11 protein-coding genes are annotated in these 18,764 nt (G+C 33.0%); 8 read left to right on the top strand and 3 right to left on the bottom strand.

Annotation, left to right across the window (positions count from 1 at the left end; genetic code table 11):
- Position 1 precedes the first annotated feature (1 nt).
- A complete protein-coding gene (locus PQF96_RS06730) occupies positions 2-1,957 on the bottom strand; it encodes a tetratricopeptide repeat-containing sensor histidine kinase (protein ID WP_271765507.1) in 1,956 nt (651 codons plus the stop codon).
- Positions 1,958-2,270: 313 nt separating this feature from the next.
- Between PQF96_RS06730 and PQF96_RS06725 the strand changes: the two genes are divergently transcribed.
- Positions 2,271-2,492 carry a hypothetical protein gene (locus PQF96_RS06725; protein ID WP_271765506.1) on the top strand — a complete coding sequence of 74 codons (222 nt, stop codon included), beginning with the start codon at positions 2,271-2,273 and terminating at the stop codon, positions 2,490-2,492.
- 109 nt (positions 2,493-2,601) lie between these two features.
- On the opposite strand, the gene PQF96_RS06720 is transcribed toward PQF96_RS06725, so the two are convergent.
- Positions 2,602-3,645 carry a UDP-glucose--hexose-1-phosphate uridylyltransferase gene (locus PQF96_RS06720; RefSeq protein WP_143917861.1) on the bottom strand — a complete coding sequence of 348 codons (1,044 nt, stop codon included), beginning with the start codon at positions 3,643-3,645 and terminating at the stop codon, positions 2,602-2,604.
- Entirely contained in the window at positions 3,645-4,790 is a 1,146-nt protein-coding gene (gene galK / locus PQF96_RS06715) for a galactokinase (protein ID WP_271765505.1), read from the bottom strand. Before galK ends, PQF96_RS06720 begins: the two co-directional genes overlap by 1 nt.
- A 158-nt stretch (positions 4,791-4,948) precedes the next feature.
- Between galK and PQF96_RS06710 the strand changes: the two genes are divergently transcribed.
- The 7 genes from PQF96_RS06710 to PQF96_RS06680 all read left to right on the top strand — a co-directional run bounded on the left by PQF96_RS06710 (position 4,949) and on the right by PQF96_RS06680 (position 18,698).
- Entirely contained in the window at positions 4,949-5,635 is a 687-nt protein-coding gene (locus PQF96_RS06710) for an NUDIX hydrolase (protein WP_143917859.1), read from the top strand.
- Positions 5,636-5,672: 37 nt separating this feature from the next.
- A complete protein-coding gene (locus PQF96_RS06705) occupies positions 5,673-6,689 on the top strand; it encodes a GntR family transcriptional regulator (protein WP_109436365.1) in 1,017 nt (338 codons plus the stop codon).
- Between the two features lie 301 nt (positions 6,690-6,990).
- Complete coding sequence (locus PQF96_RS06700) at positions 6,991-10,059, top strand: SusC/RagA family TonB-linked outer membrane protein (protein ID WP_109436364.1); 3,069 nt, start codon at positions 6,991-6,993, stop codon at positions 10,057-10,059.
- Between the two features lie 19 nt (positions 10,060-10,078).
- Positions 10,079-11,668 carry a RagB/SusD family nutrient uptake outer membrane protein gene (locus PQF96_RS06695; protein WP_271765504.1) on the top strand — a complete coding sequence of 530 codons (1,590 nt, stop codon included), beginning with the start codon at positions 10,079-10,081 and terminating at the stop codon, positions 11,666-11,668.
- Positions 11,669-11,782: 114 nt separating this feature from the next.
- Positions 11,783-15,145 carry a VCBS repeat-containing protein gene (locus tag PQF96_RS06690; RefSeq protein ID WP_271765503.1) on the top strand — a complete coding sequence of 1,121 codons (3,363 nt, stop codon included), beginning with the start codon at positions 11,783-11,785 and terminating at the stop codon, positions 15,143-15,145.
- A 34-nt stretch (positions 15,146-15,179) separates the two neighbouring features.
- The gene (locus PQF96_RS06685; RefSeq protein WP_271765502.1) at positions 15,180-16,946 is read left to right on the top strand and encodes a glycoside hydrolase family 36 protein; all 1,767 of its coding nucleotides are present in this window, start codon (positions 15,180-15,182) and stop codon (positions 16,944-16,946) included.
- A 105-nt stretch (positions 16,947-17,051) separates the two neighbouring features.
- Positions 17,052-18,698, top strand: a complete 1,647-nt coding sequence (locus PQF96_RS06680; protein ID WP_109436361.1) for a solute:sodium symporter family transporter — start codon at positions 17,052-17,054, stop codon at positions 18,696-18,698.
- Positions 18,699-18,764 lie beyond the last annotated feature (66 nt).

The raw sequence follows: 18,764 nt of genomic DNA, 5'->3' as shown, positions 1-18,764 counted from the left end.
ACTACGCATTGATTTGCACTGTAACTGTGGTCCCTTCATCTATTTTTGATTGTATTTCAAAAAAACCTTCTAAATAATCAACTCTTGTTTTTAGGTTATCTAATCCCATACCTTTTTTATCTTTAATAGAAGATGCATTAAAACCAACTCCATTATCCTCTACAATGATATCTATTTTCTCATTTTCGTGGATGTATTGAACCAAAACCTCTGAAGCCTTAGCATGTTTGATAGCATTATTAATCAATTCCTGGACTATCCTGTACATGGTAACTTGATTATGAATTGCAATTTTCTTATCATCTCCATAAAACTGAAGTGTGACTTGACTTTCATTACTATTCATATTAGTGCAATAGTCTCTTAGTGCAGCTTCTAAACCATATTTAATAAGTGTCTCTGGCATCAAGTTTCTGGCAATACCTCGTAACTCTGATAACGATTCCCGAATATCATTTTGTACATTACTTAATTCTTGTTTCGGATACGTTTTGAGATTGTCTTTATCCAATTTAGACAACTTCAAACTAATTGCAGATAATCTTCCTCCCAAACCATCATGAAGATCAATCGCCAATCGTTTTCGTTCTCTTTCCTGACCCTCTATCATAGCAGAAAAAATCTTCGCCTGCTGCTCATGTTTTAGTGCTACCATTTCTTCTGCATGTTTTCTATCAGCCAAACGGCTTTCTCTTGATTTATCCCTATATATTTGATATCCTACCAACAACACAAAAACCAAAGTAATAATTGCTATAATCATTAAATATCCTTCTGATCGCTTTTTTTCTAAATTAAAAGCGACTATGTTTTTTTCATTAGTTAATGCCAGAATCTCTTTTTCTTTTTTTTCTGATTGATATTGAAACTCTAATTGTTGAATCCTGTTTGATGTTTCCTGAATATCTAAGCTATCTAAAAGATGGATATATTGATTGAGATAATGATGAGCTTTTTTATAGTTTTTGATTTTTGATTCGTACCTAGCTAATCTATAATATGCTTTGGCACGACTTACATCATTGCCTGATTTTAATGACTCTTGCAAAAAATCCATCATATACTTTTTGCTCATTTTAAGATTTCCCAGTTGTTCGTATGTTTCAGCATATTTTATAAATAGTGAAGCATACTCAGATCTTATTTTATTGTTTTGTAATAATTCATATGATTTATCATACATTTCTATTGCTTCTTCATACCTTTTTACTCCACTTAAATAAAGCCCTAAATGTGAATAATATTTATAGTTATAAATTGACTTAGGAACTTTATCTAAGTAAAACTTCACCTTATCTAATGTTGTTTTCATAGTCGAAAGAGAATCCATCTCATATAAGCATAGAGAAAAACTAAGGCGATCAAATATAATATCGTCGGGATTATTAAGTGCCTCATATTGAGGTCCGCTTTTTTCAAAATATGTATATGCTTTATTAAATTGTGCAAAATTCATATACTTTATCCCTAAATTAGTATTTGCAATGGCTAAAAATAAAGTGTCTTTTATTTGTCTGGCAATAGGAATAGTCTTTTCTACATACGCAATCTCTTGTTCATTATCTCCTTGATATCCATATAAAACCCCAAGATTAAAATTGATCTTTGCCCATAATTGAAGGTACACTTTTGTAGAATCTTTTTTCAAAAGATGTTCTACTTCTTCTTGAGCATTAAAATAGTAATTCTTCGAATTTTCTATATCAAAATAACTTAAATAGCCATCGGCAATAGTCTTATAGGAAAGAGCCGTACCATATGAATAGCGTAGCTTTTTACTTAATCTCAATGCTTCATAGCCATATTGAAAAACACTCAAAGAATCTACACCTTCATTTGCTCTGGCCAGATTGCACATTAGTTTTATTCTAATCGTATCTGCTTTAGCGTCTTCTAATTTTTGCTTGAGCTCATTAACATCTAATATTTGCCCTGATCCTATATAAAAAAAAGACAAAAACAAAAGTAAAATGGAAAAGTGTAGTATCGGTTTCATGTGCTGATGCAACAAATTTGTATTTTGCTTCTACCAAGATATTAATTAAGACCTATATTACATCGAAAATTGTAAAATATACCTGAAAACCAGTAGATAAAAAATCGCTTTACTTTTATTGTAAAAAATTTCAATGATGACACAGTATTCTCCTTTTTTGAAGTATCAATGATTTTTAATTCTTTTCATATAAATATTTATCCCCATTACGGAAAACCATAAATAGTATTCCTATTTATTTCTGATTTTAGCCGAAGTATTTAAAATGTCAATGATGAACGACAATGAAACACTTGACGAGTATGAAAAACTTATACTCGACAAGCTAAAAATAGGGTTAACACAAGTCGATGTTTCTAATTATCTTAAAAAGAATCATATTGAGCCTTATAGCTTAAGATCCATAGAACATAGAATAAATGCTCTTAAAAAAAGATTTGAAGCCAAAACATTAATTTCTCTTATTTATATTTTGGCGAAAAAAAATTACATCTAGGTTTTTCAAAAATAAGATCCCTATAAAAGTTTTGAATAGTAGTGCTTAGAACTTTAGCTTTCTTGTTATCTAATTCAAACCACGAAATTTCAAAAATCTTACTACCTATTTATATCGAATTAGTATAATGTTCATTACTTTGTGATCTGATCGTCAATGCTGCTTGTTCTGCAGTAATATCTCGCTGTGGATTTGCAAACAATTCATATCCAACCATAAATTTCTTTACCGTAGATGAGCGCAATAAAGGTGGGTAGAAGGACATATGCATATGCCATTCTTCATGATTTAATCCATCTGTAGGTGCCTGGTGAATTCCTGCCGAATAAGGAAATGATGTTTTAAAAATATTATCATATTTAATGGTCAATATTTTAATTATATCTGCAAAATCACGCACTTCTTCATCTGTTAACTGATCAATGGTTTCTACTTTTCTACGCGGAATAATCATCGTCTCATATGGCCAAATCGCCCAATACGGAACCAAAGCTACAAAATGTTCATTTTCTACCAGAATTCTTTCTTTTAACTCAAGTTCTTGTTCTAGATACGCTCCTAAAAGAGATTTTTTATGATCTTTCCAATAGTGTTCTTGTTGTTGAGTTTTTTTGATAATCTCTTCAGGAATTGATCTTTGTGCCCATATTTGGCCATGTGGATGTGGATTACTGCAACCCATTACTGCTCCTTTATTCTCAAATATTTGAACATAGTTAATATCACTACGTTTTCCAAGCCCAATAAACTCCTCCTGCCAAAGTGCAATTACTTGCGCAATCTCTTCAACTTTCATAATTGGTAAGGTAAGTGCATGGTTTGGTGAAAAACAAACCACTTTACAAATACCACTTTCAGATTCTGCTTTTAATAATCCATCATCAAATTGTTCTTCAGGGACGTCTTGTAATAACGCTGCAAAATCATTAGTAAAAGAAAAAGGCGCAGTATATTCAGGATTTACATCTCCGCTTGCTCTTGTATTTCCCGGACATAAATAACAGTTCTCATCATAAGAGACTTGAGAAAACTTTGCTGGTTCTTCATTTTTTCCTTGCCAAGGTCTTTTGGTTCTATGCGGAGAAACCAAAATCCATTCTCCTGTCAGTATATTAAATCGTCTGTGTGGGTTATCGTTAAAATCTTGCATCATTATTCTTGTATTGAAGTTCCTTGACTTGGAACAGTTATAAAAGAGGTTAGTTCGATATCAAACTGCTCTTTATAGGCTTTTGTTACTAAATCAACATATTCATTTATATAATCCTTATGAATTAGGTTTATTGTACATCCTCCAAAACCACCACCCATCATTCTGGATCCGACAATTTCTGTCTTGTCTTTAGAAAAATCAACTAGAAAATCCAGTTCTTTACAACTTACTTCATACTGATGTTGCAACCCATTATGAGAGGCATACATAAGTTTTCCAAATCGTTGTAAATCTCCTTTTTCCAATGATTCTGAAGCTTGAAGTACCCTATCATTTTCTTCAATCACATAAGACGCTCTTTCATAATGCAGCGGAGATAGTTTCTCTTTAAATTCATCCAACATACTTTTTGTAACATCTCTAAGAGATTTTACCTTATCATATGACTCTGAAATCATTGCCACAGCTTCTTCACATTCTGCTCTTCTGGTATTATATTCACTTTCTGCAAGATTGTGAGAAACATTGGTATTCAGTAATAAAATTTTATATGGATCAAAATTACCATCAATTAACCTATATTCCTGAGTTTTACAATCCAAGAGGATTACTTTATGATCTTCACTCATGACAGAAGCAAACTGATCCATAATCCCGCATTTTGTTCCTACATAATTATGTTCTGCTCTTTGAGATAACTCTACTAATGTTATTTTAGGCAATTCTAGATCAAAAAGTTCATTAAGTCCATAAGCCAGTCCACATTCTAGTGCTGCAGAAGAGCTAATTCCTGCACCTATAGGTAACTCACTTTTAACAATACAATCAAAGCCTCTTATCTTATCCGTAAGTTTACTGAGTTCATTCATTACTCCTAGAATATAATTCTCCCATTCCTCATTACTAGGTTTCAATGTATTTAGGTCAAACTGGATTTTCTTCTTATACGTTTGACTATATACATTACACTGAGAATCTGTATTATTTTTTCTAAATGAAAAAATAATTTTTTTATCAATTGCTGTAGGTAAAACGAATCCATTGTTATAATCAGTGTGTTCACCAATGAAATTAATCCTACCAGGTGATAAAATTACCAGCTCTGCTTTAAAATTGGATATAAATCCTTCATGATCATTTTCCATTTCTTATATACTTTAGTCTTTTGGTAATATATGCCAATATTTACTTTTAAGGAAGCAAATATAATAAATGTACTTTTTACATTTATTATTATAGAACTATATTTTTTTGCTTACTTTGTGTTAAAAGTAAAATCTTTTTAAAAACTCAAGGCTTTGATATGGATATATATAACGAAAAAGACAAGTTCTATGTAGCAGTTGATTGCATTATTTTCGGATTTGATAATCAAAAATTAAAACTTCTCGTTTTTGATCGTCGTATTGACCCATTTAAAGATTCATTATCTCTAATCGGAAGTTTTGTAAAAATTGGAGAAAGTGTTTCTGATGCCGCCATTAGAATTCTCAAAGACTTTACCGGCTTGGAAAATGTCTACATGAAAGAATTAAAAACTTATGGGTCTGTAGACCGAGATCCTGGGTACAGATGTATTTCTGTCGCTCAATATGCTTTAATTCGTATCGACAATGCCATTAAAAAGATTGTAGAGGAGAAAGGAGCAAGATGGTATGAGATCGATAATATCCCAAATTTAATTCTGGATCACAATCAAATGAGTATTGATGCGTTAAAAAGAATTGAGGAAGTTGCCAGATATAAGCCCATTGGTTTTGAGCTATTGCCAAAGAAATTTACAATCCCTAAATTACAAACCCTTTATGAAGCTATTTATAGAAGAAAGTTTGATACCCGTAATTTTAGAAAAAAAATCCTTTCTTTTGACGTAATTATCAAATTAGATGAAAAAGATAGAACTACTTCTAAAAAAGGGGCTTATCTATACAAGTTTGATTATAAAAGATATAGGGAATTACAAGAATCAGGGTATAATTTTGAAATTTAATTTAAAATTATACCTATTTTAAAACATATAAAATAATATGCTGCCGTTATTAGAGAAGATTTACGACTTACAGGATATACATACTGTTTCTAAACATGAACAGATTGTTCTCGGAATAATCGAAGCCATAGATTCTGGAGTTCTTAAAGTAGGCGACAAACTCCCTTCTATAAACGAAATGGTAGCTGAAATAGGTTATGCTCGAAAAACATTTGTAAAAGCATATACCGAATTAAAGGAAAGAGGGTTAGTAGAATCCAAAAATCTCAAAGGATATTATATTATAAGTCAAGAGACCAAAGTTACTTTAAAGGTAGCACTGATTCTATTTGCATTTCACAGTTTTCAAGAAGAGTTTTATAATACTTTTAGAAAAGAACTTGGGAAAAAATACCATATCGATATCTTTTTCCACCATACTAATCTTACTCTTTTTAAAACCATAATGGATAACATTTCGCGTAAATATGGAATGTATGTTATAGCTCCAATACAAAATAAAGAAGTAATTCCTCTTCTAAAAAAAATTCCTTCAGATAGATTAGTGCTTATTGACCGTTACCTAAAAATGCCAAAAGAGTATTCATATATTGCACAGGAATTTGAAGAGGTTACATATAATAAACTAGTAGAACTTGCTCCCGTAATTAAAAAGTATGACAAGTTTGTACTTTTCTTTAAAGAAAATACCGATTTACCACCCGATATTCTATATGCGTTTAAACGTTTTATTAAGGAATATAATATTAAGGGTAAAGTAGTAGAAAGTTATGAATCCAATATCGTAAAAAAAGGTACCGTATTCTTTTCTATTAGTGATACATACCTCTGGCAAGTACTAAAAGATGCTCGAAAAATGGAATATAGAATAGGCTCTGATATCGGGATCCTGGCACATGATGATAATATTGTAAAAGAAATTGCCTTTGGAGGAATAACAACAATCTCAACAGATTTTGAAATCATGGCCAAAAAAGCTGCTATTTTTGTCAAAGAAAGAAACCCTATACAAGAAATTATACCTACTTACCTAAGACAACGTAACTCATTATAAAGAATATTTATACTTTTTCCTCATTTTCTTCAAAACATTACTTTTTCGCTTCTGAATTCGAGAAAAACAAAGGGATTCTTGCAAAATCCCTAATAGTTTTCAAAACCAATTGTTTAAAAATCATATAATTTTAACATTTTAAATGTAGTATTCTTGGTTTTATTAACATCAAATTATAATTATGTGAAAAAAAATTTTATATTTGCATAGTAGCATAGTGTATCATAGCATATTAAACAATTACACTTTCTTGGCTTTTAATAAAAAAGAAATCAAAACTTTATCAATAAACACAAATCATATGAATCAAAAAACATTCACTAGTATTATGATGTTTTTATTTGGGCTTGTTATTTCAGTCTCTGCACAACAAACAGTTTCTGGTACAGTAACAGAGGCTCAGGGGCCTCTCCCTGGAGTAAACATCATAGTAAAGGGAACACAAAATGGAACTACGACAGATTTTGATGGTAAATACACCTTGTCCAATGTAGCTGACGATGCTACATTAACCTTTAGCTATCTAGGTTTTATCACTCAAGAAGTTCCTGTAAACGGACAATCTGTTATTGACTTAACATTACAAGAAGATGCTGCTGCTCTTGATGAAATCGTTGTTGTAGGATATGGTACACAATCTAAGAGAGATCTTACTGGTGCTATATCTCAAATTAAATCAGAAGATATCAATCAAGTTGTTACAGCAAATCCAACCTCGGCCTTACAAGGAAAACTTGCAGGAGTTCAGGTAGAAACTGCCGGGGGTGCTCCTGGTAGTCCTGCAAACGTTTTTGTACGTGGAGTAAGCTCTTTGACAAATTCCTTTCCTCTATATGTTGTTGACGGTGCCATTTCTGATAATATCAATTATTTAAATCCAAAAGATATTGTAAATCTGCAAGTATTAAAAGATGCGACATCTGCAGCCATATATGGTTCTCGTGCTGCAAATGGAGTTATTATTGTTACTACCAATCGAGGTAAACAAGATTCTTCCCCTACAGTAAATATTGATATACGAAGTGGAATTAATACGCAAGCCAAAACACTTGATTTACTTAACGGCTCCGAATATATCGCATTTCTTAATCAACGTAGAGTTAATGATGGGCTTGAAGGAAATATTCCTAATCCAGGAATCGACACAGATTTTCAAGATTTAAGCATAAACTCGGGTACAATTCAAGATTTTGGATTTAATATATCTGGTGGTGGCGAAAACTCAAAGTATTTTTTTAGTGCTAACTATTATGATGAAGAAGGATTATTAATAAGTGAAGAATTTAATCGTAAAAATGTACGTTTAAATAGTGAATTTAAAATTGGAAAGTTTAAAATTCAAGAATCTTTTGGATTTTCTGAAAACAGATTTACTCGTAATAATGCTTTTGGTAACCAAGGAGGTACCGTACCTATTATTCGTCCTTTTGCTCCTGAAAATGAAGGTGGATTTGAGGCTATTAATGATCCAATTTTTGGAATTGGAGGGACAAATAAATTTGCTAACGCACAATTAGTAAATGATCAAAATACAGAACGTAATTTTCTAGGTAATTTAAATTTTTCATATGAAATTATCGAAGGACTTACTGCAAAGCTTAATGTAGGAACCGAATATACCAGTTTTTATAGAAATACCTTTCAACCCACATTTTTTCAAAGTAATATAGATAGTGAGACTAATGCTAACCCACTCAACGATCTTACAGAGGTAAGGGGAGAACGTTATGCTACAAATGTCGAACCTACTCTTAACTATAAAAAAGGTATTGGAGAACATAATTTTGATCTTCTTATAGGTGGTGCCCGTCAAGATATTACCACAAACACACTTGCTATTTATGCAGAAGGACTCCCTAGTAATAATATTACCAATATAGCTCAGTTTGCCGATAATATTATAAATTCTGGCGGAGGACGTTTTGATAATAAACTTTTCTCATTTTTTGGACGTGTAAACTACAATTACAAACAAAAATATTTATTCACTGCCATAGTACGACGTGATAAGACCTCTCTTTTTGCAGATGGATTTAATACAGGTACATTCCCTTCTTTCTCTGCCGGATGGGTTATTAGTGATGAAAATTTCTTTAATAAAGATGGACTCTTTAATTCACTCAAACTAAGAGCTGGATATGGAGAATTAGGATCTCAAAACGTAGATCCTTTTTCAAACCAATCTGTGGTAGAACCTAATTCTCCTACCACATTTGGTGGTTCTTCAGGACAAATCCCAGGATTTGCAATTACAAGCTTAGTCGATCCTACATTAAGTTTTGAGACATCAAAAACTATCAATTTTGGATTAGATACTTCATTATTAAACAATGACTTAAAATTAAGTTTTGACTATTTTAATAGAGATAATGAGGACGTGATTCAGGCCGTTGCTATTCCAGATTCTAATGGATCTGTAAATCCAGTATTTCAAAACGCTTCATCTATTAATAATAAAGGTTTTGAATTTGAAGCCTCCTATAGGTATGACAAAGGTGGTGATTTCACATTCAATGTAGGTGTTAATCTTTCTGCCATCCAAAACGAGTTAACAGACTCTCCAAATCCAATTGTAGGCCCCTCGTATAATGAAGAAGGATTAAGAGCAAATCGTTTTGAAGTTGGGCAACCTTTAGGATTTTTCTTTGGTTTCGAGACCGATGGCATTTATAATAGCCAGGCAGAAATAGATAATGATCCTTTCTTAGCTAATGACCCTGATAGAAGAGCTTTACTGCAACCAGGTGATTTCAGAAGGGTTGATATTAATAACGATGGCATCATAAATGATGAAGACCAGACCTCTTTAGGTGATCCAACACCAGATTTCACATATGGCATTAACTTTTCTGCAAATTATAAAAACTGGGATCTTGGAGCCTTCTTTAATGGAGTTCAAGGAAACGAAATTTATAATGTTACCAAATTCTTTGGATATTTCTTCTTAGACGATAACAAACTTGGAATTGTAAGAGATGCCTATACTCCTGCAAACCCAAATACAAATCTTCCTCGTGTAACTACTCAAGATACAGCTGGGAACCAACTCCCATCAGATTTCTTTGTAGAAGACGGTTCTTTTTTCCGTCTTAAGACACTCGAAATAGGATATAGTTTTAATGATTTCATAGGAAAAGAATGGATCTCTAATGCTAGAGTATTTGCAAATATTCAGAATGTATTTACTATTACAAATTATTCTGGATATGACCCCGAAATAGGATCTAACAATAGTGGATTAGGAACTAATCGCGGTTTCTTTGGTTTTACGCCATTAACTAATGCTGATTCTGTTTTTGACAGGGGGCTAGATGTAAGAGCACAACCAAGACCTCGTACCTTTGTAATTGGGATACAAATGTCATTTTAAAAACAAAAAAGAATACAATATGAAAACTATTAAAAAATTATTCCCTTTTATAATGTTATTACTTTTTGTAGTAATTTATTATAGCTGTAATGAAGAAGACCTTAACATTTCAAATCCAAATAACGTAGCAGAACCAGCATTTTTTCAAACAGAAAATGACTTTAAACTTGCAGTAAATGGAATGTACCATTCAATAACTGCAGTATTATTTTGGGGGCGAGTTATCCATACAGGCGCAATGCTACGTTCAGACGCATATAATGTAATCCCATTTCAACAAAATACGACCATGTCTACATTAGAAGGACAGCCAGGTATTTCAAGGTGGGCAGTAGACTTATATCCTCAATTATACCAATCTATATCCAGGGCCAATAGAATTATAGAAGAAGATGCAGAAAATGGTGTGCTATCTGGAGAAGTTCAAAATCAAATTTTAGGACAAGCACATTTTCAACGTGCATTTTGCAATTGGTATTTGTTAAATCTTTTTGGAACGGCACCACTTGTTATGCAAACACCTGACCCTCAAAACCCAGAAGAATTCTTTCCTTCTAATGCAACGGCAGAAATGTATCATGAAGCAATTATTGCAGACCTTACTGAAGCGATAAATAGACTTCCACAATCCTGGGGAGCAGAAGATATAGGACGTCCCACCAGAGGATCAGCTCTTGCATTACGAGGAAAAACCTATTTATACATGGAAGATTGGGTAAATGCAATTACAGACTTTACAGAAGTAACTACATTAGGCTATTCTTTACTACCTTCTGAAAATTATGGAGATAACTTTTCATCTGATCCTTCTATGGAAAATAATTCAGAATCTGTGTATGAACTTCAATATGTAGGACAAGATAATTTTGTTTGGGGAGCAGATTCACCACTTACAGGATCTCAATCCAACTGGCATATTGATTATTCTCCTCCACATGTAAGTTTAGATCAAGGACATGTAATAAATCCACATATTCTTCAAGTTTTTGAAGATAATGGAGATGTTATAAGAAGAAATAGAACTATTGCTTTTGATTACCCAGGAGCAACCGGATATGGAGGAGCTCCATTTACAGAAGATTTTGCTCCAAGCATTGAAATCGCAGAAAATCTTGGCGTTCCAGCACTATTTTCTAGAAAATATGCAGGTTTAGATGAAAACTTGTCTAGCGCAGAAATTCCTGGTTTTGGGCATACCTTAGGAACCAATTGGAGAATTATACGGTATTCTGATGTATTATTAATGTTAGCCGAAGCTCTTAATGAAAATATGGCTACCGCAGAAGCTATTCCTTATATCAACCAGGTTAGAGAAAGGGCTCAAATTGCTCCTTTGGCACTTACCCTAAATAAGGCAGAAGTTGAACAAGCTATAATCGATGAACGTATTATGGAATTAACAGGTGAAGGGCATCGTTTCTTTGATCTGGTACGTTGGGAGCTCGCTGATGATGTATTGGGACCAGGTTCTACTATTGCAGGAGGACGTCATCCAAAATCTCTGGCAGGACCCGCAGCTGTATTCACCACAGGGCAAGATGAATATTTATGGATTCCGTTAACAGAATTGCAAGCAAATCCAAATTTAAAACCAAATCCTGGATACTAAAATATAAACATATAGCATTATTTTGATTGTTTGTTTGTAATTGTATTTTGTTTTAGTCACCAAGCAAATCTCAACGATTTGCTTGGTTATTAAAACATGTTAACCTCAATATTTTTGAAAAAAATATTCTATCATATCATAGTCATCATACTATTATCTAATTGTAAAAATCAGAGCAAAGAAAAGCATCTATTTACTTTTGTTCCAGCCTCTATTTCTAATATACATTTTGAAAATACGATAATAGAAAATGATGAAATCAATGTTATCGATTTTCAGTATTGCTACAACGGTGGCGGAGTTGGAATTGGAGATTTCAATAATGATGGATTGCCAGATATTGTTTTCACAGGAAATCAAGTTTCAAGTAAAATTTATCTTAATCTAGGTAAAATGAAATTTAAAGACATCTCGATTATATCAAATTTCAAAACTAATACCTGGATCACTGGTGTAAGTATTGTCGATATAAATGTAGACGGGTTTGACGATATATACCTAAATGTAGGTGGACCTGATTGTCAGAATGACTGCAAAAATCAATTATTTATAAATAATGGAATCAATGAATCCGGTGTTCCAACCTTTACAGAAAAAGCGGCAATTTACGGATTAGACGACGGAAACTATAGTCAACAAACTGTATTCTTTGACTACGATTTGGATGGAGATCTTGACGCTTACATTGTTCATAATGGAAATACTACAAGAGATAGAAATATTCCTTTACCAAAAAAATACTTCCCAAATCATTTAGCAGATTATTTATTAGAAAACAAAACCAGAAAAAGTGACCAACAAATATATTTCACCAATGTATCTGACAGCTTAGGAATTACCCATAAAGGTTTTGGTTTGGGCATCGCCATAAACGATCTCAATAATGATAATCTACCTGATATTTATGTAAGTAATGATTTTATTACAAATGATCTGATGTATATAAATAGAGGCTTGGATTCAAACGGAGTTCACTTAGGTTTTGACGAAATGAATGATCAAATTGTATCCAAACAGACCTATAATGCCATGGGAGTAGATGTAACAGATATAAATAATGATCAGTTACCCGACATTATGGTTGTAGATATGTTGCCCAATGATTATGAAAGGCAAAAAAAAATGCTGGGGCTTAGCAATTATGATAAATATTTACTCTCACAACGAAATAAATATACTCCTCAATATATACATAATACATTGCAGATTCACAATGGTCTTATTGATGGAGAAGTCTTACCTGCATCAGAAATTGGATATGCCGCTGGCATTGCAAGTACCGATTGGAGTTGGACTCCACTTGCTGCGGATTATAACAATGATGGAGAAAAAGACCTTTACATTACCAATGGATATGTAAAAGATATTACAGATCTTGATTTTGTAAATTACTCTGGTCAAAATAATATTTTTGGAACACCAGAAACCCGAAAAGAAAAATTCAAAAGTTTTGTCGATCAACTCCCAGGGATACACCTCCCTAATGTGATGTATCAAAATAAAGGGAATACTCAGTTTCAGGATGTATCTTCACAATGGTTTAAAGAAAAAAACTCTTTTTCAAATGGAGCATCCTATGCTGATCTGGATAAAGATGGTGATCTGGATTTAATTATCAATAATATCAATAGCCCTGCATTTATTCTGGAAAATCATACTTCAGAAAAAGAACAAAACTACCTGCGTGTGCAACTAGAGGGAACTCCAAAAAACAAAAAAGCAATTGGAGCAAAAGTCATTGTTTGGGAAAAAGAAAAAAGTCAAATTCAGTACCAATCTGTTGTAAAAGGATACTTGTCTTCTGTAGAACCTATTATACATTTTGGTTTTACATCGGATCATATCGACTCCCTAAAGGTCATTTGGCCTAACGGAACCGTTTCCTTAAAAAGAAATATCAAAACTAACCAGGTGATAACAATGACCCAACATTCAGCTGAAAAAGAAACTAAAACAAAAGAACCTAAAAAATTATTTGAAAAAGAAAAACAAATACTCACCTATACACATCAGGAAAACATTTTAAACGACTATGTGTATCAATCTTTACTACCTCATCAGTTTAATGCAAATGGCCCTTGTATAATTACCGCAGATATTGACAATAAAACTGGAGATGAAATTTTTATTGGCGGCAGCAAAAGTAAGCCTGGACAACTTTTTGCCGAAAATAATGAGGGGATATATCTCCCTGTTCAGGAATTCGAATCTAAATATGAAGATACTGCAGCTTTATTTTTAGATATCGATAATGATGGTGATAACGATATATACATTGGTAGTGGAGGTACCGATGCTGGTGTTGATACAAATTTATTACAAGATCGCATATATTATAATAATGGAGAAGGAAACTATACTGTCTCAGAAGATCAAATTCTTCCACAAATTAATACGAACACATCTTGTGTAGTAGCCAATGATTTTGACAACGATGGATATCCTGATATTTTTGTAGGAGGAGGTGTACTTCCCGGGAGATATCCAGAATCTACACCTAGTTATATCTTAAAGAATAATAGTGGTACACTATCAATTGATAAAAACATCTCCTTTTCTCATCAGGGAATTGTAACCGATGCTATATGGTCAGATATTACAGATAACACCGCAAAAGAACTCATTGTAGTCGGTCATTGGATGCCTATAACAGTGTATAACATAAAAAAAGATAAAGCAGAAAAAATTCCCATACAATGGCAAACTCCCGATGGCAAAATTATTAAAATGTCAGGTTGGTGGAATACCATAACATCTGCCGATTTTGATAATGACGGAGATATGGATATTCTAGCAGGTAACCAAGGGCTTAATGGATTTATTAAACCGGTTTTTGATCAACCTGTTTACGTCTATAAAGACGATTTTGATGGTAATGGAAGTATTGATCCCATCCTTGCTCAGTATTTCAAAACTACGTCAGGAATTTCTTTAAAACCCATCCATACTCGAGATGATATTATGAAGCAACTCGTACTTCTCAAAAAGAAATATGGTACTTATGATGAGTTTGCACAGGCTTCTTTTCAGGAATTATTAGACATCACGAATCTTGAAGAACAGACACTAAGCGCCGATATTTTTGAATCAATCTATGCAGAAAATATTGGAAATAACACTTTTGTTGTTCATCATTTACCTCCTATTTGCCAAAGGTCTCCAATCAATGATTTTCTTGTTGATGATTTTAACACCGATGGGTTTAAAGATGTATTGATTGTAGGAAATAATTATTCTGCAGAAGCCAATTATGGAAGGCATGATGCCATGATCGGGATGTACCTTCAAGGGTCAAAAAATGGTTTTATCCATATCAAAAATCAGGAAAGTGGATTCCTGGTTCCCAAACAGTCTAATCATATCATTTCTATTAAGAATAAGAATAAAATTCCACTTGTGATTGCTACACAAAATAATGATAGCATTAGAGTTTTTAAAATTAAAAATGAAGAAAATGGTGTTTTAGCAAATCGATAATGTTGCTAAAATATAATGAACAAAATTTTACTTAATGAATGACGTAATTACTCACAATATAGAGGTAACTGGAGAAACTGAAGCTTTTAAAGTATCAATTGCTTTAAATTCTGAAAAGGATGGAGTTTCTATATATACTATTAATTTTTCTGCAGATTCAGATTTTGAGCCCCATCCTATTACTTTACGATGGAAAATCCCTGCCATTAATATTAAAGGAGTCTGGAAACCCACCACAGATTTTGCAAAAAGAATTATGGATGACTGGGAACTGGATCATATGGAATCTAGAATCTCTGTTGATTCTCCTATTATTTCTCTTTTTAGCCATAAGGATACCAATGTACATACTTTTGCTTGTTCTGATGCCATACATACAACAGAACTCAATGCTTTGTATCGAGAAGAAGATAATTTTATCTATTGTCACATTTCATTTTTCACAGAAAGGCATCATAAAATAAAAAACTATCAGGCTCAATTACGAATTGACACACAAGAACAACATTTTTCTGAATCATTGATAAATGTTGGGCATTGGTGGAGTACTTTTGAAAATTTAAAACCTATCAAAACCCCTAACCTTGCAAAAGTACCAGTATATTCAACATGGTATCAATTTCATCAAAAATTAGACACTCAAATATTAATAGAAGAATGTAAAATTGCATCTGAATTAGGGTATGAATTAATAATTCTGGATGATGGCTGGCAAACCATTGATGAAAACAGGGGTTATGATTTTACTGGAGACTGGCAGCCTGAAAGAATTCCTGAGATCTCAGATTTTGTTGCCAACATTCATAAAACAGGAATGAAAATCGCGCTATGGTATTCTGTCCCTTTTTGTGGTAAAAAATCCAAAGCGTATCAAAAATTTAAAGGTAAATTTCTTACCGAAGAACACCGATGGGCTCCTGTATTTGATCCTAGATATCCAGAAGTAAGAGAGCATCTTATTCATTTATATACCAGTGCACTTAATGATTGGAATATTGATGGCTTTAAACTCGATTTTATAGATGAATTTAAAGTATATCCCACCACCGTTTTAACCAAAGAAAATGGGAGAGATTATTCATCGGTTAACCTGGCAGTAGACCGTTTAATGACAGATATTATGGCGTCATTACATGCTATAAAACCAGAAGTAGTTATAGAGTTTAGACAAAAATATACTGGACCAGCTATGCGTAAATACGGTAATATGTTTAGAGCATTTGACTGCCCGGGAGACTCTGCAATGAACCGAGTTCGTATTACAGATATCAAAATGTTATGTGGAAAAACTGCAGTGCATAGCGATATGTTTACGTATCATCATGATGAACCCACAGAGATTAAAGCCTTACAAGTAGTGAATACACTTTTTGGTGTCCCTCAACTTTCTGTGCTTTTAAAAGAGGCGACAGAAGATGAATTATCAATGATTCGTTTTTATACTCAGTATTGGAAAGCAAATGCAGATACACTTTTAAACGGAGTTTTTACGCCTCAAAAACCATTGGCTAATTATCCAATACTTACATCTAGTACTGAAGAACTAACGATTATCGGGTTGTTTGATAATTATGTTATAGATTTTGAAGAAAAATCGAATCGAATTGATATTATCAATGGACAAACTACTCCTAACATTGTTTTAAGTAGTACTAAAAATTTTGGATCCTATCATTGTATTATATATGACTGTTTAGGGCAAAAAATAAAAGAATATAATTTAATGATTCTTATAGGAGTTGTACAAATAAAAGTTCCTGTTTGTGGATTAGTAAGATTAGAAAAAAACAATGAAATTTAGTTTAACCATACTAATATCTCCAGGATACATTTGACAAATAATTGTATCTTTTAAAAAATATAGTAAGCATCTTTCTTTAGTTTAACTTTTAACATATACTATTTCATGGGAATACTTTCATTTATCGCATTTACTCTGGCTGTAGCAGTATACGCCTGGTGGAAAACTAAAGGAACTGATGAAAAATCTGCTGATGGTTACTATTTAGGTGGTCGAAGCTTAGGTGCTATTACCATAGCTGGTTCCTTACTTCTGACTAATCTTTCTGCAGAGCAAATAGTAGGACTTAATGGCCAAGCTTTTTCAGAAGGTATTCTTGTAATGGCCTGGGAAACTTTGGCTGCTATTGCCATGATCATCACTGCAGTATGGTTACTACCAAGTTATATGAAAGGAGGAATTACCACTATCCCAGAATATGTAGAAAAACGATTTGACCATCAGACCAAAGCTATTCTTACTGCACTATTTTTAAGTGGGTATGCTTTAGTATTGTTACCTTCTGTATTATACTCTGGTTCTTTAGCGTTTAGTACAATGTTCGACTTGCCAAGTTTAATGGGAATTTCGCAACGTGCTACCATATGGATTTGTGTGTGGACTATAGGTTTAATAGGAATGGTATATGCCATCTTTGGAGGATTAAAAGCCGTTGCCGTATCAGATTTGGTTAACGCAATAGGATTACTCACAGGAGGGTTATTAATTCCTTTTTTTGGATTAATGATGGTTGGAGATGGCTCTGTAATCGATGGTATTAATGCGCTCTGGGAAAATAATCCTGATAAATTTGAAGTACAAGGAGGCCCCACTGCATCAATTCCTTTTGGAACAATTTTTACGGGAATGATGCTTGTACAAATGTTTTATTGGGGAACCAATCAAGCTATTTTACAACGTGTTTTTGGCGCAAGAACTCTTAAAGAAGGACAAAAAGGGATGATTTTGGCCGCATTGATTAAGTTTTTAATCCCAATCATTGTAGTTCTTCCAGGTATTATTGCCTGGCATCTGTTTGATGGTAATTTAGCAAACCCTGATGAAGCATATCCTTCATTAGTGCGTAAAGTATTGCCTCCAGCTTTTGTAGGGTTCTTTGCTGCTGTACTTTTTGGAGCTGTTTTAAGTTCATTTAACAGTGTATTAAATAGTAGCGCTACTCTTTTTGGTTTTGATCTTTACAAACAATATTTTAAGAAGAATGCCAATGAGCTTCAGGCTGTAAAAGCCGGGAAGATTTTTGGAGTTATCGTAGGTGTTTTTGGAATGCTACTCGCCCCATTTATCCTTGACGCTCCAGATGGATTATTTGCAAGAATCCAAGAATTTAGCGGCTTTTATAGTATTCCTATTTTAACTGTTATCGTAATAGGTTTCTTTACAAAACGTGTTCCTCCGATTGCGGCAAAAATAGGAGTATTGTCAGGTTCTGCATTATATCTAATTAGTCAATTCGCAATTAAACCTATACTGGTCAAAAATGCATTAGCAAATGCAGCTGTCAATGGCATTACAGACGAGTCGGCTTTAAGCCTCATAGAAGCAGAAGCATACCCTCACTTTTTACATGTGATGGCTATCTTATTTGTCTTAAATATTGGTATCATGCTCATCATTGGAAAACTATACCCTAGAGAAACAGATTATGTACAGAAAATAACAGAAGACGTGGATGTTACTCCATGGAAATATGCTTTTATAACCGGTGCTGCGATTACCGTGCTTGTAATAAGCACCTATCTTATCTTTTAATTCAAAAACTTACTATACTATTGATTTTTAAGTTCTATTGCTTATCCCTAACTTTACGTCCGAATT

Origin of the sequence: Aquimarina algiphila (assembly GCF_947494415.1) — a bacterium.
In the GTDB taxonomy this organism is placed as follows: domain Bacteria; phylum Bacteroidota; class Bacteroidia; order Flavobacteriales; family Flavobacteriaceae; genus Aquimarina; species Aquimarina algiphila.
Note: the sequence above shows the minus strand (reverse complement) of the source record. Positions and strands in the feature narration are given on the sequence as shown.